General features: G+C 61.9%; 17 protein-coding genes and 1 tRNA gene. 11 read left to right on the top strand and 7 right to left on the bottom strand.

Annotation, left to right across the window (positions count from 1 at the left end; translation table 11 throughout):
* Positions 1 to 3: 3 nt before the first annotated feature.
* Positions 4 to 468: a GatB/YqeY domain-containing protein gene (locus ABRP88_RS08985; protein WP_005276488.1), complete on the bottom strand. Its 465-nt coding sequence runs from the start codon at positions 466 to 468 to the stop codon at positions 4 to 6.
* 43 nt (positions 469 to 511) lie between these two features.
* On the opposite strand from ABRP88_RS08985, the gene ABRP88_RS08980 reads away from it, so the two are divergent.
* Positions 512 to 1,399, top strand: a complete 888-nt coding sequence (locus tag ABRP88_RS08980) for a metallophosphoesterase (protein WP_284770738.1) — start codon at positions 512 to 514, stop codon at positions 1,397 to 1,399.
* Positions 1,400 to 1,466: 67 nt separating this feature from the next.
* Positions 1,467 to 1,540, top strand: a tRNA-Pro gene (locus ABRP88_RS08975).
* A gap of 65 nt (positions 1,541 to 1,605) precedes the next feature.
* On the opposite strand, the gene ABRP88_RS08970 is transcribed toward ABRP88_RS08975, so the two are convergent.
* Together ABRP88_RS08970 and ABRP88_RS08965 are read right to left on the bottom strand one after the other, a co-directional pair.
* Complete coding sequence (locus tag ABRP88_RS08970; protein WP_349836986.1) at positions 1,606 to 2,970, bottom strand: CitMHS family transporter; 1,365 nt, start codon at positions 2,968 to 2,970, stop codon at positions 1,606 to 1,608.
* A 353-nt stretch (positions 2,971 to 3,323) separates the two neighbouring features.
* A complete protein-coding gene (locus ABRP88_RS08965) occupies positions 3,324 to 4,787 on the bottom strand; it encodes a hypothetical protein (protein WP_349836985.1) in 1,464 nt (487 codons plus the stop codon).
* An 84-nt stretch (positions 4,788 to 4,871) separates the two neighbouring features.
* Here ABRP88_RS08965 and ABRP88_RS08960 point away from each other — a divergent pair, with 84 nt between their 5' ends.
* A complete protein-coding gene (locus ABRP88_RS08960) occupies positions 4,872 to 5,426 on the top strand; it encodes a hypothetical protein (protein ID WP_349836984.1) in 555 nt (184 codons plus the stop codon).
* 145 nt (positions 5,427 to 5,571) lie between these two features.
* Here the strand turns inward: ABRP88_RS08960 and ABRP88_RS08955 are convergent, their stop codons facing one another.
* Entirely contained in the window at positions 5,572 to 7,122 is a 1,551-nt protein-coding gene (locus ABRP88_RS08955) for a catalase (protein WP_349836983.1), read from the bottom strand.
* Positions 7,123 to 7,305: 183 nt separating this feature from the next.
* Here ABRP88_RS08955 and ABRP88_RS08950 point away from each other — a divergent pair, with 183 nt between their 5' ends.
* Together ABRP88_RS08950 and ABRP88_RS08945 are read left to right on the top strand one after the other, a co-directional pair.
* Positions 7,306 to 7,848 carry an RNA polymerase sigma factor gene (locus ABRP88_RS08950; protein ID WP_349836982.1) on the top strand — a complete coding sequence of 181 codons (543 nt, stop codon included), beginning with the start codon at positions 7,306 to 7,308 and terminating at the stop codon, positions 7,846 to 7,848.
* A gap of 260 nt (positions 7,849 to 8,108) precedes the next feature.
* Positions 8,109 to 9,467, top strand: coding sequence for a YkvI family membrane protein (locus ABRP88_RS08945; RefSeq protein ID WP_349836981.1), 1,359 nt, complete (start codon positions 8,109 to 8,111; stop codon positions 9,465 to 9,467).
* A 95-nt stretch (positions 9,468 to 9,562) separates the two neighbouring features.
* On the opposite strand, the gene ABRP88_RS08940 is transcribed toward ABRP88_RS08945, so the two are convergent.
* Positions 9,563 to 10,594 carry an aspartate-semialdehyde dehydrogenase gene (locus tag ABRP88_RS08940; protein ID WP_349836980.1) on the bottom strand — a complete coding sequence of 344 codons (1,032 nt, stop codon included), beginning with the start codon at positions 10,592 to 10,594 and terminating at the stop codon, positions 9,563 to 9,565.
* Positions 10,595 to 10,627: 33 nt separating this feature from the next.
* Entirely contained in the window at positions 10,628 to 11,893 is a 1,266-nt protein-coding gene (locus tag ABRP88_RS08935; RefSeq protein ID WP_023016575.1) for an aspartate kinase, read from the bottom strand.
* 240 nt (positions 11,894 to 12,133) lie between these two features.
* Here ABRP88_RS08935 and ABRP88_RS08930 point away from each other — a divergent pair, with 240 nt between their 5' ends.
* A complete protein-coding gene (locus tag ABRP88_RS08930; RefSeq protein ID WP_284770731.1) occupies positions 12,134 to 12,976 on the top strand; it encodes a DMT family transporter in 843 nt (280 codons plus the stop codon).
* On the opposite strand, the gene ABRP88_RS08925 is transcribed toward ABRP88_RS08930, so the two are convergent.
* Positions 12,973 to 14,064, bottom strand: a complete 1,092-nt coding sequence (locus ABRP88_RS08925; protein ID WP_284770730.1) for a hypothetical protein — start codon at positions 14,062 to 14,064, stop codon at positions 12,973 to 12,975. The genes ABRP88_RS08930 and ABRP88_RS08925 overlap by 4 nt on opposite strands.
* Before the next feature lie 234 nt (positions 14,065 to 14,298).
* On the opposite strand from ABRP88_RS08925, the gene leuA reads away from it, so the two are divergent.
* From leuA to ABRP88_RS08900, 5 genes are all read left to right on the top strand, one after another.
* Positions 14,299 to 16,116 carry a 2-isopropylmalate synthase gene (gene leuA / locus ABRP88_RS08920; RefSeq protein ID WP_284783232.1) on the top strand — a complete coding sequence of 606 codons (1,818 nt, stop codon included), beginning with the start codon at positions 14,299 to 14,301 and terminating at the stop codon, positions 16,114 to 16,116.
* A gap of 34 nt (positions 16,117 to 16,150) precedes the next feature.
* The gene (locus ABRP88_RS08915; protein WP_349836979.1) at positions 16,151 to 16,933 is read left to right on the top strand and encodes a hypothetical protein; all 783 of its coding nucleotides are present in this window, start codon (positions 16,151 to 16,153) and stop codon (positions 16,931 to 16,933) included.
* A gap of 480 nt (positions 16,934 to 17,413) precedes the next feature.
* Positions 17,414 to 18,526 carry an exonuclease domain-containing protein gene (locus tag ABRP88_RS08910; protein ID WP_502879892.1) on the top strand — a complete coding sequence of 371 codons (1,113 nt, stop codon included), beginning with the start codon at positions 17,414 to 17,416 and terminating at the stop codon, positions 18,524 to 18,526.
* A 27-nt stretch (positions 18,527 to 18,553) separates the two neighbouring features.
* Positions 18,554 to 19,831: a Mur ligase family protein gene (locus ABRP88_RS08905; RefSeq protein WP_005280819.1), complete on the top strand. Its 1,278-nt coding sequence runs from the start codon at positions 18,554 to 18,556 to the stop codon at positions 19,829 to 19,831.
* Positions 19,824 to 20,597 carry a type 1 glutamine amidotransferase gene (locus ABRP88_RS08900; RefSeq protein ID WP_284612742.1) on the top strand — a complete coding sequence of 258 codons (774 nt, stop codon included), beginning with the start codon at positions 19,824 to 19,826 and terminating at the stop codon, positions 20,595 to 20,597. The genes ABRP88_RS08905 and ABRP88_RS08900 overlap by 8 nt, the downstream gene beginning before the upstream one ends.
* Positions 20,598 to 20,671 lie beyond the last annotated feature (74 nt).

Below are 20,671 nucleotides of genomic sequence, written 5' to 3'. Positions count from 1 at the left end.
AGATTAGTTAAGCTGGCCTTTTACCTCTGCGGAAAGGCGCTTGCCGTCGGCTTGGCCGGCGGCTTTTGCATTGGCAACCTTCATGACCGCACCCATCTGCTTCATAGTGGGTGCTTCGCCGTTTTCTTTTTCTACCTCAGCAATTGCTTCTTCTACCAAAGCCTTAAGCTCCGCATCATCGAGCTGGCGCGGCTGGTAGGCCTCGAAGAAGGGGACATCGACAAGCTCAGCCTCTGCCAATTCCGGGCGGCCATTTTCTTCATAGACCTCTGCGGACTCGCGGCGCTTTTTAATCTCGCGCGCGATGACCTTGAGGATGTCTTCATCCTCCAGCTCGTGGCGGGAGCCAGTGGTTTCTTCGGCCTGGATTGCCGCGAGCAGCGCGCGAATGGCGCTGGTGCGCTGCTTTTCCTTGGCCTTCATCGACGTTTTCAGATCTGCTCGGATAGTATCTTTTAGCTCGCTCATGCCTTTCAATATACGTCCATTTAAGGCAGGTAGTGTAGAAGCTGTGAAACTTCAACGGATTCTTGGCGGCGTCGCCGCAGGCCTAGGTGTTGCTGCTTGGGGTTTTAGCGAGCTCACGAAATTCGAGCTCAAGGAATTTACCCTTCCACTCCTTCCCAAGGGCACCCTGCGCGGCGAAGAAGAGTTCCGCCTGCTGCACATTTCTGACCTGCACATGATCCCGGGACAGCAGACCAAGATCGATTGGGTCTCCGCCCTCGATGCGCTGGAGCCAGACCTCGTGGTCAATACCGGCGACAACCTCTCCGATAAGCAGGCCGTGCCCGATACCCTGCGCGCGCTCGGCCCGCTGCTCGCCCGGCCCGGCGTCTTCGTATTCGGCACCAATGATTATTGGGCGCCGCGCCCGGTCAACCCCTTCAAATACCTGCTGGGTAAAAAGCGCGAGCCCTCCTACGTTGACCTTCCTTGGCGCGGCATGCGCGCGGCCTTCGTGGAGCACGGTTGGTACGACGGCAACCAGGCCCGTCACGAGTTCAAGGTGGGCAATGTTCGCCTCGCCGTGGCCGGTGTGGACGATCCGCACCACGACTTGGACGATTATTCCGAAATCGCCGGCCCGCCCCACGAAGATGCCGATCTATCGCTTGCCCTGCTCCACGCCCCCGAGCCGCGCGTGCTCGAAAAGTTCGCCGCCGATGGTTACCAGCTCTCCCTTTCCGGCCATACCCACGGTGGGCAGGTGTGCCTGCCCGGTTCGCGCGCCATCGTGACCAATTGCGGCATCGACCGCCCGCGCGCACAGGGCCTGCATGATTTCGGCCCTATGAAGATGCACGTCTCCAATGGCTTGGGCACGTCCAAATTCGCCCCGGTGCGTTTATTCTGCCGCCCCTCGGCCACCCTGCTGAGGATCACTGAGGTGGACTAGACCTGCCGTTTTGTCGATCTCATTCACCGTGCGTTAAAGTATCTCAGTACTGCTTTTAAGCAGTGACCGGGATATGGCGCAGGTTGGTAGCGCGCTTCGTTCGGGACGAAGAGGTCGCAGGTTCAAATCCTGTTATCCCGACAGTAGCCCGCAGGAAACTGCGGGTTTTTTCCATGCCTACAGGGCCCTTGGATTCCAGGGCCCGCTTAGGCCAGCATTCCGGTAAAGAAGGCGATGGCGACGAGGATGATGGAAAATACCCATGCGATGGGGAAAGCTATCTTGAGGTACTTGCCCATCTGACCGTCCGCCAGTCCAAGCGCCAGCCACAGTGCTGGCGAAAATGGGGAGACGAAGGTTCCCACCACGTTGCCGATAATGAGGGCGCTCGCAGCGCCCATACCGCTGACGCCGAAGGACTCCACCGTGCCCTGGACGATGGGCAATACCGAGAAGTAATACGCATCGGTGGAGGTCAACAGGTCTAGCGGAACCCCAAAGAATCCCACGATGACGTGCAGATACGGCGCCACTCCTTCCGGGAGAATATTCACCAGGCTCAGCGCGATTTCTTCTAGCATCTTGGTCTCATTGAGCACGCCCAAAAACATCGCGGCTGCAATGATCACTCCGGCCATGGACAAGGCGTTGGGGGCGTGACGCCGCAAGGCATCGCCCTGCTCCATCGCGCCGTCGAAGTTCACTACCAAGGCAATGGTGGTAGCAATAAGGAACGCGGGTGCCGGTGGCAGCAAGCCCGAAAGCAGGGCTGCGAGCACGGCCAAGGCAACGACGATATTCGCGATAGTAACCCACCGGGATTTCCGGTACCTGAACCCGAGTTTCTGTTGTTCCTCAGCCTGCTTGGCGGAAAAATCATCCGCCAAGGAATTCACGTCCACTGAGATGGTGCCCTTAATCTCGCCGCTTTCCTGCAGCTTGGCTAAGCGGCTCTTTTCGCGCCATCCCAACAGGGCGGCAATGGCGAAGATGAGGACCACTGCCACACCTTGGATGGGCAATAAGTGCAGCCAGATATCGTTCGGGTCTTGCTCAACCACCGCACCGGCACGCCCCAGTGGTCCGCCCCACGGGACCATATTCATCACCGAAGCGGCTAGGGCCACGATGGTAATCAGCACATAACGCGACATGTGTAGCGCCCGGTACAGCGGCAGCAATGCGGGAATCGTAATAAGGAAGGTCGTGGAACCCGATCCATCGAGGTGCGCCACGATGCCGATGGCGGCCGTGCCTATAGTCACGGCCATGACATTGCCGCGGGTCGCCTTGATGAGGCTGCGGATCACCGGGGTAAAAAGCCCCACATCCTGCAAAAAGCCGAAGAAAATGATGGCGAAGATGAACATCACCACGACGTTGATGACAGAACTTAAGCCTTCGCCAAAGAAATCCGCGATATCTTCTACCCCAAAACCGGCTATCACAGCGCCGATGACGGGCACCAAGGTCATGGGAATAATGGGATTAACGCGGCCACGGATGAGGATTCCCACCGTCACAAAGATGATGGCCAGTCCCATCAGGGTCAGCCCTAGGGAGGTCTGCATTGCGCTCCTTTAAAAGTCACTGGCGCCCGCATGGCGCACGCCATTAGCCAAAAGACGTATGGCTAATGCTAAACATTGCTGTGTGGTAGCGCACATTCCTGCCGTGGGCCGCATTTATCAACCCTGGCCCGCCGTGAATATATACCTTTGGGTAAAAACGGGAAACGACGCGGCGCCCCTACAGCACCGCGTCGCCCCTATTCCCTATCACTCACAACGGCGCAAGCCGTTCGCCCACCCCCTAAGTAGGCGGTGTGAGCACTAGTAAGAATAACACTCCTCGTATTCCAGCCATAGCGCTGGCAAACCATTGCCAGCTTTATACAAGCTTTTGGCCATTTAAGTATTAAATTTCAGACTTTAGCGGCTGTTTTTGGGTTCTTTCTGGCAGGCACGAGCCATTTCACTGCACTCAGACCTACAAGAGTGATAGCGCCCAAAACGGCAAGGCCGGTCCACAGCACCACTGTCTCACCATCGTTGCCCGCCACGGTGACGGCGGCCGTTGTCCAGTTGAGCGGCAAAAGGTTAGCTACTACCTGCCATACCTTGTCCACCCCGGCGATGGCCGCGGATTTCCACAGCCACCCCACCAACGCGGTCTGCCCAATGCCAAAGATCGCGGCGAGGATCGATCCCACGGTCATGCCACACAGTTCGAGCAAGCCACGCACGATAAGCGCGGAGGACAGGGCACCCAAGAACAGGGCTCCTCCGGCGGCCACGGCGGCGATGGGGGTAAGGCCGATGGACAAGACGAAGAGCAGGATCTCCCCGATGGCCACCGCTGCCAGCGATCCGCCGAGAACCATCAGCCACGGGCGGAATCCCAATTTCCACGCCACCCCGGCCGCGGATCCAGCCAAGAGGACGAGCGCGGAAATGAGCATGGCGATGACCGGGCTCAGCTGGCGCGCATCTTCCTCTGCAGCCACGTGCGCGGGAGGCAGGGCGCGCTGCACCTCCCCCAGGTTCGATTGGTTTTGTTCGGCCATGCCGGTGAGCTTGCCGGCGCCATCGTCAAGCTGGCCCACCCCATCGAGCGCCTCATCCACGCGGCTATTGAGCTCCGCGATGGACTGGTTGAGCTGCTGCGCGCCTGCCACAGCCTGGTTGATGCCATCGTGATAGGCATAACCGCTTACCGCCAGCTGATTGGAGAGATCGCGCGAGCCATCCTTCAGCTTTTTCAACTCCCCGGTCAGGGATTCATCGAGGCGGAAGTTTTCCACCTGCTTGCGCAGATCTCCCAGCTGGGAGCGGACTTGTTTCGCTTCCTTGGAATCATTTCCCTCCAGGTCGCGCACCGTACCATCGATGGCTTCCAAGATTTGGCCTTGGACGGCCCCCAGGCCCACGACCTGGTCGACGGCCCCGCCGACGGTATTTGCCAGTTCCGTCGCCCCTCCGCCGAGGGTATTGGTCCCGGACTGCAGCTGGTTAAGGCCCGAGACCAGCTCTTGCGAGCCGCCGGCGAGCTTTTCGACGCCCTCGCCTAATTCCCCGGCCCCCTTATCCAGCTCACTAGTACCCTTGTTCAAGCGATCCGCGCCGGATTTCAGGATGCTGGCCTGCGCTTGGGCGCGGCTGGCGGCCTCGGCGGCTTCCTTAAGCTCCGGCGATGCCGAATTCGCCTGTGGTGCGCCATAAGGCTGCGCGGCGCTCGACCACGCATGCGCCGGTTCCCACTGCGCCCAGGCCGCCACTGCGGTACCACCGATAAGCGGTACGGCGAGCAATACGAGCAGGAAGAAGTTGCGCCACCGCGAAGAGCTCGCGGACGCGGTGGGCGCGGTCGAGGCAAGGCGTTTGGTCATGCTAGTAACCTATCGCTGCAGGTCATTCCCTTTCCGCAGGCGCGCCGATCCCCACGCATAACAAAGAGAATCTACTATTAAGACATGCCTATCCCCCTGAAATCCCCGTTCTCCCGCACGCTAGCGTGCGCGGCCGCGTTTCCGCTGTGCATGGCATTGGTGTCCTGCGCCGATGATGCCGATACCTCCGCCCGCCCCAGTGAGCCCCAGTTTTCTGATGCCGTGGCGCAATCCAGTTCCGGATCTGCAAGCTCCACGGAAGACACGGCAGCCACTACAACCGATGCCCCTGCGACCTCACCCAAAAAGACGCAGGCACAACAACCCACTCCAAAGGAAGTCACGGTCACCACAACCACCACGCAGGCCAAGGGCGATTGCTCCCCCGCGTCCTTTGCTCCCATTGTCCCCAAAATGGACAACATTGTGGTGATAGATTGTGACGGTGCCTGGGCTCACTTTGGCAAAGACCAAACAGATTGGACCGTATGGGCGCGTTATAGCGATGGCGAGTGGACGGCCATCCGCGCGATCGGACAAGCCACCTCAGGGATGAGCGAACCGTGTTATGACGTGGACAAATGGATCAAGCAGGGCGCTCCTAGCTTTGTCTCAGACAATATGCGCCGCTGCGATTAATACCGCCTAACGTACAGGCCGCCTTCGACCAACTGTCTCCGCTGCACCCAACTCACAGCAACTCGCTGTGGGTTGAGGACATGGGGTTGGTCGAAGGCGGCCTGTATTTTATGCCTCTAAGAAGCAGTACAACCGCAGTGGCGGGCTACTTCTTTTCGGCAAAGACCTCGCGCACGCGCTGGCCCAGATCCGGGTGGACGTTGGTCCAGTACTGGTACACGCGCTCTTCGGTTTCTTCGGACACGCCGGCCATCGCGTTGGTGATATTGGTGACCAAGCGCTCCTTGGCGGCATCGTCGTAGACGTTTTCGTACAGGTCGCGCGCTTGGACGAAGTCATCGTCTTCTGCATGGCGTACGTACGGCGCGCGGACCAAGTCCTGACCGTGGGGATCCGGGTTCACGTAGAAGTCCGCCGCAGTGGTGGTCTCTAGATCCTCGCGGTTGTTGACGGAGGCATCATCAAGCACGCCCGTACCCTTCGCATGGCGGTTGGGCGAGTACACCGGATCCTCTGGTGCATTGTAGAAGTACTGCATTGGACCCTCGTGCTCGTAGGTATTGACCTTCTCCGCATTACGAGGCTGGTTGACCGGCAAGTGCTTGTAGTTCGGCCCGATGCGATAGCGCTGCTGATCTGCATAGGCAAAGACGCGGGCTTGAAGCATCTTATCCGGAGATAGGCCAACACCCGGCACGATATTGGAGGGATCGAGTGCAACCTGTTCGATCTGGGCAAAGAAGTTGCGCGGGTTGCGGTTGAGCTCGAAGTAGCCCACATCGTGCAGCGGGTAGTCCTTCTTGGACCAGACCTTGGTCAGATCGAAGGGGTTGAAGCGGTAGTCCTCTGCCTCCGCAAGCGGCATGATCTGCACCTTGACATCCCAGATGGGGTAGTTGCCCTCTTCGATGGCGTTGTAGAGATCCGCGCGGTGGCTATCTGGGTTCTTACCGGCTTCCACAGTGGCCTCTTCATCGGTGAAGTTCTCTACACCCTGGCGGGAGATGAAGTGGTACTTCACCCAGAATGCCTCGCCGTCCTCGTTGACCCACTGGAAGGTGTGGGAACCGTAGCCATTTTGGTGGCGGGTGGTCTTCGGGGTGCCGCGGTCACCCATCAGGTAGGTCACCTGGTGGGCGGATTCCGGGTTGCGGGTCCAGAAATCCCACTGCATATCGGCATCGCGCAGGCCATTGGAACCCAGGCGCTTTTGGGAGTGGATGAAGTCCGGGAACTTCATGCCATCGCGCAGGAAGAATACCGGGGTGTTATTGCCCACGATGTCGAAGTTGCCGTCTTCGGTGTAGAAGCGGAGGGCAAAGCCGTGCACATCGCGCCAGGTATCCGGGGAGCCCTGCTCGCCAGCGACGGTGGAAAAACGGCCCATCATCGGGGTGACGGTGCCCTTCTGGAAGACCTTAGCCTTGGTGTAGGCGGACACATCTTCGGTGATGTGCAGCTCACCGTAGGCGCCGTGGCCCTTGGCGTGCGGGGTACGCTCGGGCACGCGCTCGCGGTTGAAGTGGGCGAGCTTTTCAATGAGGTGAATATCGTTAAGCGCGACCGGACCCTGGGGTCCGGCGGTCACGGACGTGTTCTCAGAAGGAACGGGCTGGCCGGAAGGGCGAGTCGTGGTGCCCTTGCCTGCGGGACGCTGTCCCTTGTTCAAGATGTCATCAGCGGTGGAATCAGTCATGGTATGTCTTTGCCTCCTGGCAATCAGTCGATAATTTGGGGTCAATTATCAATCACGGACAACCCATAGCTTACTACGTATAACGGCGCTGCGCTACCTTTTCCGCGCATAAGCCGCTTGCTTTTGCCCCAGCCACCGCAACCTTGGATAAGAAATGCAGGAGCTACTGGTAAATTCATTCAGGTGACACACCACTCCGCAACAGACGACGCCCGCGTCACCGAGCTCGCCCTCCGGGCTGGGCGCGGCGACCGAGCAGCGCTTACGGAGTTCATCAAGGCCACCCAGGATGATGTCTGGCGCCTCCTCGCCCACCTAGGTGGCCCCGAAATCGCCGACGACCTCACCCAGGAGACCTACCTGCGCGTTATCAGCGCCCTGCCACGCTTTGCCGCCCGCTCTTCCGCGCGCACCTGGCTGCTCTCGCTGGCCCGGCGCGTGTGGGTGGATAATATCCGCCACGATATGGCCCGGCCCCGCAAGTCCGCCACGCAATACGAGGACGCTATGAGCTCCGCCGCGGAAAACTCAGGTTCCTGGAGCGATTGGATAGATGCCCGGGCGCTTATCGATGCCCTGCCAGCCGACCGCCGCGAAGCCCTCATCCTCACCCAGGTGCTGGGCTATACCTATGAGGAAGCGGCCAAGATCGCCGGGGTGCGCGTCGGCACCATCCGCTCCCGCGTGGCGCGCGCCCGCAAGGATCTCATCGAGGGCGCAAATTAATACCCCCGAATGTTCGAGCGCCTGGACGCATACTTTCGCCCTAATACTTAACAACGTGCAGGTACTTAGGGCAGTGCAGCGGGATCCTGCGGGCCTAGGGCGGGGTAGAAAAATACTAAAGTGACACGATTTCAGCTGTGAAGTCACGGGTGAAATGTGATTCTATTAGATACACACACGTGATAAATCGACCGTCGATCCGGGCCCGCGCGTTCCCAAAGCCGGGCCCGGCGAGTGTGAGTAAGAGAGTTTCTCCCCTCATGATTAAACGCGCAATCGGAATCTCCATGGCGTTTATTGGCGTCGTGGTGGGCGCAGGCTTTGCCTCGGGCCAAGAAGCCATGCAGTACTTCGTAGCTTTCGGCGAGTGGGGCCTGTGGGGCATCGCCCTCGCCGCCGCCCTCATGATGGTCACCGGCGTGTCCATCCTGCAGCTGGGCTCCTATTTCCAAGCGGTGGAACACACTGCCGTCTATAACAAGATCGCTTCACCAGTCACCGCCAAGATCTTGGACTGGTCCACGCTTACTACGCTGTTTTCCATCGGTTTCGTCATGTTCGCCGGTGGTGGCTCCAATATCAACCAGCAATTCCCCAGCATCCCCGTGTGGGTCGGCGGCACCGTCATGCTGATCCTCGTGCTGCTGGTGGGTCTTATGGACGTGGACCGCGTTACCCGCGTCATCGGTACCATCACCCCGTTCATCATCATCTTCGTAGTGCTGGCCACTGGCTACACCATCCTTACGGCTGATGTGGACTTTGCATCCCTAAACACCTGGGCCATCGATAACGTCGATACCTCGCTGCCGAACTGGTGGCTCTCCGCCCTGAACTACACCGGCCTGAACGTCATGACGGCCGTATCCATGTCCATCGTCATCGGCGGTAACTTCCTGGATAACCGCGCCGTGGGCATCGGCGGCCTCATCGGTGGTTTCCTCTACCTCATCCTGCTCGCCCTGCTCGTCTTCGCCCTCTTCTTCGAGGCTAAGGACGTCAACGGCGAGGACATGCCGGTGTTGAAGCTGATTACGGGCATCCACCCAGTTCTTGGCATCTTGATGACCTTCGTCATCTACGGCATGGTCTTTAACACTGCCATCGGTATGTTCTACGCGCTGGGCAAGCGCCTCACCCGCAATAACCCGAAGCGCTTCTACCCCGTATATGCCGCATCCTGCATCATCGGCTTCATCCTGTCCTTCATCGGCTTCCAGTCCCTGGTCAGCAACGTCTACCCCATCCTGGGTTACCTCGGTCTGCTGATGATTTTCGTCATGGTTTATAACCGCATTAAAAACCGCGGCATGCTTGCCGATGAATCCGATCGCCGCATGCGTGCCCACGATCTCGTCGCCCGCAAGCTCGACCCGCGCGAGCGCTTTACCAAGAAGAATGAGCGCGAGCTGCGCATGCTAGCCGCAGCATCCAATATGGGGACGCAGGAATTTATCGATCACCTCGCCGAGGATATCCACGAGGAGCTCGAAGAGGACGATGAAATCGACTATGACCGCGAGGCACCCGCGCCTTCCGTCACCTACGTCCAGCACACGAAGCCGGAAGTACCTTCCGTTGATAGTGACTTGGACTTTGGCAAGAAAGACGAAGACTAAGGCTTAAGCTTTAGAAGCCACACGCAATTCGGCTCCTCTCTTCCCATTACAGGAAGGAGGAGCCGAATTTTTATGCGCCGGGCACGGCTTCGCGGCTATACCAGCAGCTCTGCGATCTGAATGGTATTGAGCGCAGCGCCCTTGCGCAGGTTATCGCCAGAGACGACGAGGACGAGGCCCTTATCGTCATCTACCGTCTGATCCTGGCGGATGCGCCCGACCAAGGAATCGTCCTTGCCGGCGGCGGCGAGGGGGGTGGGGACATCGGCAAGCGTCACGCCTGGGGCATCGCTTAGAAGCTCGGTGGCCTGCTCGGGGGTGATGGGCTTGTCGAACTCCGCGTGGATGGTCAGGGTGTGGCCGGTAAAGACGGGAATGCGCACGCAGGTGCCGGCAACCTTGAGGTCCGGCAGGCCGAGAATCTTGCGGGATTCATTGCGCAGCTTCTGTTCTTCGTTGGTCTCGTTGCTGCCGTCATCGACGAGGTTGCCGGCAAAGGGCAGCGCGTTATAGGCAATGGGCGCGACGAAAGGTCCCAGGTCCTCATCATCGAGGGCAGAACCATCGTGAACTAGGTTCACGTTGTGATCGCCCACGCTGTAGACCTGCGCGGCCAGCGTCTGCACGCCCGCCAGGCCGGAACCGGATACCGCCTGATAGGACGATACGTGCAGCTTGTTGAGGCCGGCGGCATCGTGCAGAACCTTCAGCACCGGCATGGCGGCCATAGTGGTGCAGTTCGGATTGGCGATAATGCCCTTCGGCGGGTTCTTCGCCTCCTCAGGGTTTACCTCAGATACCACGAGCGGGACCTCCGGGTCCTTGCGGTAGGCCGAAGAATTATCCACCACGGTAGCGCCCGCGGCGGCGAAGACCGGGGCCCACTTCTCAGAGGTGGACCCGCCCGCGGAAAATACCGCGATATCGACATCGGCCACGGACTCTTCGGTGACCTCGGCCAAGTCCTCCACTTCGATCTGCTCGCCGCGGAATTCCAGCTCGGTTCCTGCGGAGCGGGCGGAGGCGAAAAAGCGCACCTTATCCGCCGGGAAATTGCGTTCTTCCAAAATGGAGCGCATCACGCGGCCGACCTGGCCGGTAGCGCCGACGACTGCAACGGTAGTCATTGTCTTCCTTTTACTGCTCTGTAGTGCTCTGGTTTAGCGTCCGGTTCCAGCATAGACGGTGGCTTCTTCCTCGCCGCCGAGCTGGAATTTATCGTGCAGGGCGCGCGCCGCCTTCTCTAGGTCCGCCTCGCGAGTCAGCATGGAGATGCGGATTTCGGAGGTGGAAATAAGCTCCATGTTCACTCCCACATCGCGCAGGGCCTCGGTGAAGTCCGCCGTCACGCCTGGGTGGGACTTCATGCCGGCGCCGACGAGGGAGACCTTGCCCACCTGGTCATCGTAAAGCACATTGGACCAGCCGCCCTCGGACTGCAGCTTGCTCAATAGCTCCATCGCGCGGGGGCCATCGGCGCGCGGGCAGGTGAAGGTGATGTCAGTGGTGCCGTCCTCCAAGGAGGAGACGTTTTGCAGCACCATATCGATATTGATCTCTGCATCGGCGATGACGCGGAAAAGCTTCGCGGCCTCGCCCGGGCGATCTGGGATGCCCAGCACGGTTACCTTCGCCTCGGATTTATCAGTTGCTACACCAGTAAGTACTGCTTCTTCCACGGGGATATCCTCCATCGAGCCGGTCACCAACGTGCCGGGGTCATTTGAATAAGACGAGCGAACTCGCAACGGAACATTGAAAGCGCGGGCGTATTCCACGCTGCGCAGGACCAGAATCTTGGACCCTACGGCGGCCATTTCCAGCATCTCTTCAAAAGAGAGCTTTTCTAGCTTTTGCGCATCCGGAACGATGCGCGGATCTGCGGTATAGACGCCATCGACATCGGAGTAAATCTCGCATACATCCGCCTTCAGCGCCGCGGCCAGGGCCACCGCAGTGGTATCGGACCCGCCGCGGCCCAGCGTGGTCACATCGCGCGAGTCCTTATTCACGCCCTGGAATCCGGCGACGATGCAGATTTGTCCATCTTCTAAGGCCTCGGTCAGGCGGCCGGGGGTGACGTCAACGATGCGCGCATTGCCGTGGCGCTCGGTCGTCAGCACGCCCGCCTGGGAGCCGGTAAAGGATTGGGCCTTCGCACCCAGGGACTCCACCGCCATGGCCACGAGCGCATTGGAGATGCGCTCGCCCGCGGTAAGGAGCATATCCATTTCGCGCTGCGGGGGAACGGGATTGACTTGCGCTGCAAGGTCAAGCAGCTCATCGGTGGTATCCCCCATAGCGGAGCACACCACGACGACATCATTACCCTGCTTTTTAGTGGCCACAATCCGCTCCGCTACCGCGCGGATGCGATCTGCGGATTCGAGGGAGGAGCCGCCGTATTTTTGAACGATCAGGGCCACGGTGTGGTTGCCACCTTTCGTTTTAAAAGGCACCCCTGCGCGCAGACGCGCCACAGAAATACCTGTCGGACACTAGTCAAATTCCTATGCTACCCCGCAAGGCGCTACACCTCATCATAATTCCGAGACAATACTTTTATTTTATTCACATCCACCCCCGTGCGCGCGCTAGGCGCCGTGCCGGGGGCGGCATCGATAAGCAAAATGCATCTCCGTCACTTTTTTACTAGCGTTGAGCGGGTGTTAAGCAACCTCCTCGCCGTATTCTTCGCGCTCGCCTCCGCGCTTACGGTTGCTTGGGGCACGGTCGTTCGCCACCGCATCGCCCTTGAAGCAGACGATTCAGTCATGCGCTCCGCTATGACCAACCCACTGTGGTGGGTCGGCACTGGCGCAGCCATCCTCGCCTATGGCCTCCAGGTCGTTGCCCTGGGCTTTGGTACCTTGCTGGTAGTCCAGCCCATTTTGGTCCTCTCGCTCATGTTTACCCTGCCGCTTTCGGCTTGGTACGCCAAGCGCCCCATGCCCGTGCACGAGACGTTCTGGTCCATTGCGCTGACGGTGGCGGTCGGCGTGATGGTGGTCTACGGCCGCCCCGTTGCCGGCAATCCCCGGCCGGAGTGGAGCCAGTGGTGGCCCGCCCTGCTATTGGGCCTGGCCACCCTGGTCGCGTTGGGCGTGGCCGGCCATAAATTCCGCGAGCAGCGCCCGCTCGCCCTGGGCACGGCTTGCGGCGTCATCTACGGTTTCGTCGCCCTGCTTTCCAAGGCCGTGGTGGACATCTTCACCCACGAAGGCTTGAGCGTCCTGGTGGGCAGCTGGCAGTTCTACGGCCTCATCGGCCTCGCCCTGACCGGCACCGTGGTGCAGCAATACTCCTTTAACGCCGGCCCGCTGGCGCAGTCGCTGCCGGCCATGACCATCTTCGAGCCCATCGTCGCCTTTGGCCTGGGCTATATGGTCTTGGGCGAAAAGTTCCTCATCGATTCCACCGCCGGCTGGCTCGTCATGGTGGCCGCGCTCGGCGTCATGATTGCCGCGACCATCATTTTGTCCCGCAACCCGGTCAGCCAGCGCAGCTAGATCGCCCACTCGAATACGGTCAGCATATAGGCCGAAAACCAGGCTCCGAAGAGCACCCAGGCACCCACGCTTGCCGATGCCCCCTTCTTGCCCACCCACGGCACCAATACCACCGCTGCGGGCAGTAAGAGGCGGGGGCGGGAGTGCATGATGCCATCGGAAAGCAGCACATTGGCCATCAGCACCGCGGCAAAGAGCCAGGCTGGCAGCGGCAGGCGCCCCCAGGCCAGCAGCAGGCAGATGGGGGCGGCGATGATGACTGCGGCGCTGAGCAAATACCCACCATTCGTGGCGCTAGACAGCGTCTCTGCTACCCAGGACACCGTCGCCCGGCCACCATCGAAACCGGAATTCCAGTGCTTTTCCTGCAGGCCAAAGTAGCCGCCGGCGCCGGGTAAATGGCGATTGGCCCACCAGATATAGCCAGCTAAGGGCAGCGCCGATACCGCCACGCTCAGCCAAGCCCACCAGGTGCGCCGCGCCTTGCAGAGCACCATGAGCGCGAAGACCACGATGAGATCTACCACGGTGAGGCGGACGAAAGAGGCAAGAAAGATCAGCACCCCGGCCGCGATCCAGCGCTGATCATGCAACATCACCACGGCCCAGATCGCGAGCGCGCCGAAGAGCGCCTCCGTATAGGGCATGGCAAAAACGATGCTCATGGGCGCGCTGGTGACCACCGTCGCGCCGAGCACCTGGCCGCGCACCCCCAGCCCCATCTGCCTAGCCAGCGCCATGACGCCCGCTGCCAAGGCGATGGTGAAAAAGAGGTTGAGGACCATCGCCGTGCCTGCAACGTCCGTGCCCAGCAGGTTGCTAACTGCCCGCACCACCAGCGGGAAGCCGGGAAAGAACGCAAGGGTCGTTTCATCCGCCGGGGCATAGCCCGCGCGGGCGATATCCACGTAGTAGTTGGCGTCCCATTTATTCAGCAGCCCCCAGAGGGAATCGCCCTGCGCCGCGGCCAGCGCCGCGAGCACGCTGAGGCGAATCGCCGTTCCCGCAACCGCCACTAGTGCAGCATAAAACCAGCAGCGCAGCGCGGGCGCGGCTGCGGGGCGGCGGGTGGTAGGAACAGTAGGCACATCAGTATGGTACGCCACGCACTCGGGCGTCCCGCTGAATGAAATATGTTGCCACACCGTGAGATTCTCTGTAGTGTGACCGGTATGACATTGCGGAACGACCTACTCCTTATCTGCCGCGGCGGGATTTCGGCCTAAACCTACGGCCAGCGCCCCGTCGCGGAGTCTGGCAATCCTTAGCCCAGCTGGCCGTCGCACTTCCCGACACCAAACACATTAAGGACACCGCACCCCATGTCTCCCAACGATTCCTTCATTAGCGCACCCCGCGAAATCACCACCCCTGCAGGCCCTCCCCGCGAGGGACAGCCTGCGTGGAATAAACAGCGCGGCTCCTCCATGCCCTTCGAGCGCTACCAACCCTTCGCCGTAGAGGTCGAGGACATCGACCTGCCGGACCGCACTTGGCCGAGCAAGAAGATCACCCACGCCCCGCAGTGGTGCGCCGTGGACCTGCGCGATGGCAACCAGGCACTGATCGATCCCATGAGCCCCGAGCGCAAGCACCGCATGTTCGACCTGCTGGTGCAGATGGGCTACAAGGAAATCGAGGTGGGCTTCCCCTCCGCCTCCCAAACGGACTTCAACTTCGTCCGCGAAATCATCGAGGGCGATAAGATTCCAGAGGACGTCACCATCCAGGTCCTCGTCCAGGCCCGCGAGCACCTGATCCGCCGCACCTTCGAGGCCTGCGCCGGCGCCAAGAACGTCATCGTGCACTTTTATAACTCCACCTCGAAGCTGCAGCGCCGCGTGGTATTCCGCAAGGACAAGCCGGCCATCAAGAAGCTGGCTACCGATGCCGCCGAGCTCATCAAATCCATCGCCGCCGACTACCCCGATACCAACTGGCGCTGGGAATACTCCCCCGAGTCTTTTACCGGCACCGAGCTGGATTTCGCCCGCGAGGTCTGCGATGACGTGGTCGCCATCATGGATCCCAGCCCCGAGAACCCGATGATTATCAACCTGCCGTCCACGGTGGAGATGATCTCGCCGAATGTCTACGCCGATTCCATCGAGTGGATGGACCGCAACCTGGCCCGGCGCGATTCCATCTTGATTTCGCTGCACCCCCACAATGACCGCGGCGAGGGCGTTGCCGCAGCCGAGCTGGGCTATATGGCCGGCGCCGACCGCATCGAAGGCTGCCTGTTTGGCAATGGCGAGCGCACCGGCAACGTGGACCTAGTGACCTTGGGCCTGAACATGCTCACCCAGGGCGTTGACCCCCAGATCGACTTCACCGATCTGCCCAAGATCCGCGAAACCGTGGAGTACTGCAACCAGCTGCGCGTCCCGGAGCGCCACCCCTACGGCGGCGAACTGGTCTTTACCGCGTTCTCCGGCTCGCACCAAGACGCGATTAATAAGGGCCTGGATGCGTTGGCCGCAACGGTGCGCCCAGAGGCCAATTCCACCGACGTCAGCTGGGAAGAGCTGCGTGATGCCATCTGGGAGGTGCCTTACCTGCCCATCGACCCGAAGGACGTGGGCCGCGATTACCAGGCCGTTATCCGCGTCAACTCCCAGTCCGGCAAGGGTGGCGTTGCCTACATCATGAAGACCGACCACGGCATCAATATGCCCCGCGCCATGCAGGCAGAATTCTCCACCGTCGTGCAGGAAATCACCGATACCGAAGGCGGCGAGGTCAACTCCAAGAATATGTGGGATATCTTCGCCACCGAATTCTTGGACCGCACCACCCCGTTGCACCTGGAATCGTTTGAGATCGACAATATTTCCGCCGATGATACCGATGCCACCGTCACCGCCACCGTGACTTATAACGGCAAAGAATCCGAGGTCACCGGCACCGGCAACGGCCCCATTGCCGCCTACGCCAATGCGCTGGAGTCCTTGGGCATCGATTTCGATGTCATCGACTACTCCCAGCAATCGCGCTCGGCCGGCGATGATGCCGAGGCCGCCTGCTACATTGCCGCCGACGTCAACCAGAACAAGGTCTGGGGCGCGGGCATCGCCGCTTCCACGACCCGCGCCTCCATCAACGCGATTACCTCCGCAGTAAACCGCGCGTTGGCCTAACGCGGGCGCGGGCCGGCATGGTAGAAGATCGACTATGCCTTCTTCTACCTACCTCATCCCCCACCGCGGCCTCGGCGCGGTGCAGGCCTTGCCCATTCACGGCGCATCGGTGAAGGGCACGGAGGATTTTACCGTCACCCTGGCTCCCAGCCAGGAGGGCGGTTTAAGCGTGGAAGCACAGGGCCAGATCGGCACCATCAGCGCCGCGGACCGCGCGGAATACCCCGAGATCGACCTCCTTTTCCGCGCCGGTCTCACCCCAGCCGCCACGGCTCAGCCGCATGCCGATGGCCACGTCACCCTCTTGCTTCCCCGCCCCGGGCTCTGCCTGCCGGCGAATAATCCGCCCGGCGGGCCCTATACGATGCTGGGCTACGCCCCGCCCATCGATATCACCGATCTTCCCGCGGATCTCGATATCCCCGCCCAGGCCCGGATGCACGTGCTGGTCAACCTCGTGCCCTCCGCCAACGCCGTCGACGTCTTCTTCGGCCCTAAGTTCCTCACCACCCTGTCCCCGGGCCCTTCGCTGCCCCCGCTTGCCGATGCCCCCATCCTCGCCCACGCCTACCACGCCCCGCGCGGCAAAGATCGTGTGCTGAGCATCTACGCCGGCGACCCACTTCCCGCCTCCAACGAGGATTCCGTGGCAGTTGCCACCCCGACCACGCAGGCGGCGACCGAGACCTTCGAAACCAGCAGCTTTCGCGCCGTAACGGCCACCCCGGAACCCACACGCCACACTGGGTGGTGGGTCACGGCCATAGCCGTGGTCGCCGTCGTGGCGCTGGTGACCGTACTCATCGTCGCGGTTTAGTTTCCACTAAACCGGATTAGGCACCGAAAAGGCACGGCGCGCCCTGTCCCGCCACAGGAATTCCGGGATACTAGACTAAGGCTGATGAATAACACACCTGGCCCCTCCCCACAGTCGCCGCAGGCTCCCTCGCCGGCGACTATGGCGTCCCAGCATGCGGCTAGGACCCACGCCCAGGCGTCCCCTCACTCCGCAGCCGATTCCGCCGCGCAACCGGAGACCAAGGCTGTGGCACAGCAGCGCAAGCCGGGCCCCAACTCCCAAAGCGAATCCAGCACCGGCGTCCCCAACAGCACAGGCACGGCCAAACCAGGCCCGCGCCGGCCTCGGCCGCGCCGCGCCGTCCGCCCCTCCGGCGGGCCGGCGACACCGAAAACCCCGGCCGACCCCGCTGCTTCAGCTGCTCCGTCCGCATCCAGCGCGGACAGCGCACCGCAAAAGCAGCCGGACAAAACCGAGACCGTCACCAAGCACCCCTACGTGGCCCTCACGCTGCAGACCACGGGCATCCACCCATCGACCGGCCGCATCGTCACCATCGATGCGGTGGCCTTTGATAACGCCGGCGATATTGGCCAGCGCTTCCACGCCGTGCTCAAGCCGGATATCGATGCTGGCCCACACCACCTCCACGGGCTGACCATCGCGGATATCGAGCAGGCGCCCGCCTTTAGCAGAGTCCTCAAATCGCTGGATAAGCTTATCGATGGCCGCACCCTCGTCGTTCACGATATCCCCTATACCTGGGGCTTTATCGTCGCCGAGGCCCGCCGCGCCATGATGACCGCCGCACGTCAAAACCGCGCGCGCAACCGCGGTCGCAATAAAGGCAAGCGCCGCCGCCAAAAGGTGGGCCACATGCCCGCGCCCGTGCGCATCATCGATACCTTGGCCACCTCGTATGCGCAGGGCGTGCGGTCGAATGATGTGCGGCTGAGGGGCGTCGCTAAGCAGAATGGCTTGGATGCTGATCCTAAGGCGACGGTGGAACGCGCCCGGCGTCCAGAGCAGGAGACCTCGCGCGAGGAGACGGAGCTGCTCATCCAGCTCTACCAGCACCAACAGCGCGGCCCGGTGCGCAGCTATGCCCCAGACGATATCCGCGCCGACCGCTTTGGCCTGCAACGCTCGCACGTGCGCGTCGATGCCGCCGAAGCCCCCGTGCAGCACCACAACCCCGGCAAATACGAGCCCGGCAAGGAGCTGCGCCGCGGCATGGAAATCGTCGTGGCCCCCGAAATCCTGGAGGACCCGGATACGATTATCTCCGCCCTCATGCGCGAGGAGCTGAACTATTCGGAAAAGCTCACCCGCGAGGCATCGCTTGTCGTGTGCAATGTCACCACGGATCTCGTGGGCAAGGCCATGCACGCCCAGCGCAAGGGCATCCCGCTGATGTCTGATGCCGCGTTTCTCGATGCCCTCACCCGCATCGAAGACCCCACCACAGCCCAGCCGCCGGCGCGGCGCCAGCCCCCGCAAAAGAGCGGCGGGAATAACCAGAGCAAGAGCCAGAAACGGCGGCGCAGGCGCGGCGGGCGCGGCCGGGGGCGGCGAAATTCTGGCGGCTCGGCGCCCAAGAACAACGCCTAGGCCGCTTCCCCGACTACCCTAGAGGGCATGAGTTTTTCAGTCCCGGGTGCCTTGAAGAAGTTGCGCACCACCGCCGCGACATCCGCCGCGAAGCTGGCCACCACCGCTTCCCGCGCCACCGGCCGGGGCGCCGGCGGAATGATCGGCGGCCTTATCGCCAATGCCATTGACCCCTCCATCATGACCAACCTGGGCGGCGGGCGCCCGGCCGTGCTGGTCACCGGCACCAACGGCAAGTCCACCACCACCCGCATGCTCGCCGCCGCGGTCCGCGCCGAACACCAGGTCGCCACCAATGACGGCGGCGATAACATGGACGCCGGCATCATCTCCGCGCTCATGGCGGGCAAGGACGCCTCACACCTCGTCCTCGAGGTCGACGAGCTGCACGTGCCGCACGTCGCCGATAACCTCAACCCGCAGGCGCTTGTGCTGCTCAACCTCACCCGCGATCAGCTCGACCGCGTCGGCGAGATCAACAAGATCGAGCGCGCTCTCCGCGGCGCCGTGGAGGCCCACCCGGACATGTTGGTCATCGCCAATTGCGATGACGTGCTCATGACGTCGGTCGCCTACGACGCCAAGAACGTCATCTGGGTTTCTGCCGGCGCCGGCTGGCTCGGCGATTCCGTCACCTGCCCGCGCACCGGCGGCCACGTCGTGCGCACCGAAGATGACTGGTACGCAGTAAAGCCGCTTGCCGATGGCCGCGAGTTCCGCCGCCCGCAGCCGACGTGGGGCATCGACAAGCATGGCGTTATTACCCCCACCGCAAAGCGCCCGCTGAACCTGGCGCTGCCGGGCCGTGCCAACCGCGGTAATGCCGCCCAAGCCATCGCCGCGGCTGTCGAGGGCTTCGGCGTGGACTTGGATCGCGCTATTGCCGCGGCAGAAAGCATCGATGACGTCGCCGGCCGATATTCCACCATCCACTGGAAGGGCCGCGAGATTCGCCTGCTGCTGGCCAAGAACCCCGCCGGCTGGCAAGAGGCCCTGTCCATGGTGGACCGCAGCGCCGATGGCCTGGTCATCGCCACGAACGGGCAGGTTGCCGATGGCATCGACATGTCCTGGCTCTGGGACGTGAAATTCGAGGGCTTTAATGGGCTCAGCGTCAAGGCCGCCGGCGAGCGCGGAACCGACCTTGCCGTCCGCCTCGTCTACGCGGATATCACCCACGAGCTCATCCCGGATCCCATGGATGCGCTCGCCGCCTGCCCCGAGGGCCGCATCGAGGTCCTTGCCAATTACACCGCCTTCCGCGATCTGAAAAAGGCCCTGTCCAAGGAGGCTAATAATGCTTAATATCGGCCTAGTGCTTCCCGATGTCCTCGGCACCTACGGCGATGACGGCAACGCCCTCGTGCTGCGCCAGCGCGCCCGCATGCGCGGCCTCGACGCCGAGATTCACCCCATCCGGCTGGGCGAACCCGTGCCCGAGACGCTGGATATTTATACCATCGGCGGCGGCGAAGACACCGCGCAGATTCTAGCCGCAGAACACCTCATTGCCGATGGCGGGCTAACCCGCGCCGCCACGTCCGGCCGCCCCATCTTGGCCATTTGCGCCGGCTTGCAGGTCCTGGGCGAGTCCTTCCGCGCTTCCGGCCGGGTTATCGATGGCGTCGGGCTTATCGATGCCACCACCGCCGGCATGCAAGACCGCGCCATCGGCGAGGTATCTTCCACCCCTACCGGCGCCGGCGTGACCGCAGATCTCACCGAGCCGCTCACCGGCTTCGAAAACCACTTGGGCGCGACCATCCTCGGCCCGTCCGCCCAACCGCTGGGAACCCTCACCCGCGGCAATGGCAACGCCGACCAAGCCGCCACCGCAGACCTCGCCGACGGCTCCACCCAACGCACCTACGAAGGCGCCGTGCAGGGCAGCGTCATCGCCACCTATATGCACGGCCCCGCCCTGGCCCGCAACCCGCAGCTCGCGGATCTGCTCCTCGCCCAAGCCATGGGTGTCCCGCTCGCCGATCTCGATCCGCTGGATATCCCCGCCGTCGACCGCCTGCGCACCGAGCGCTTCAACGCCGCCGAGCCACCGCGCTCCCAGCGCTAAGCCTGTGGATAACTTCGCCAATTCGCGGCCCTCACAGCCAAAAAGAGCCGAGTTATCCACAGGCCGGGCGCGGC

The organism is Corynebacterium sp. KPL2734 (genome assembly GCF_040225595.1).
Lineage (GTDB): Bacteria > Actinomycetota > Actinomycetes > Mycobacteriales > Mycobacteriaceae > Corynebacterium > Corynebacterium rhinophilum.
Note: the sequence above shows the minus strand (reverse complement) of the source record. Positions and strands in the feature narration are given on the sequence as shown.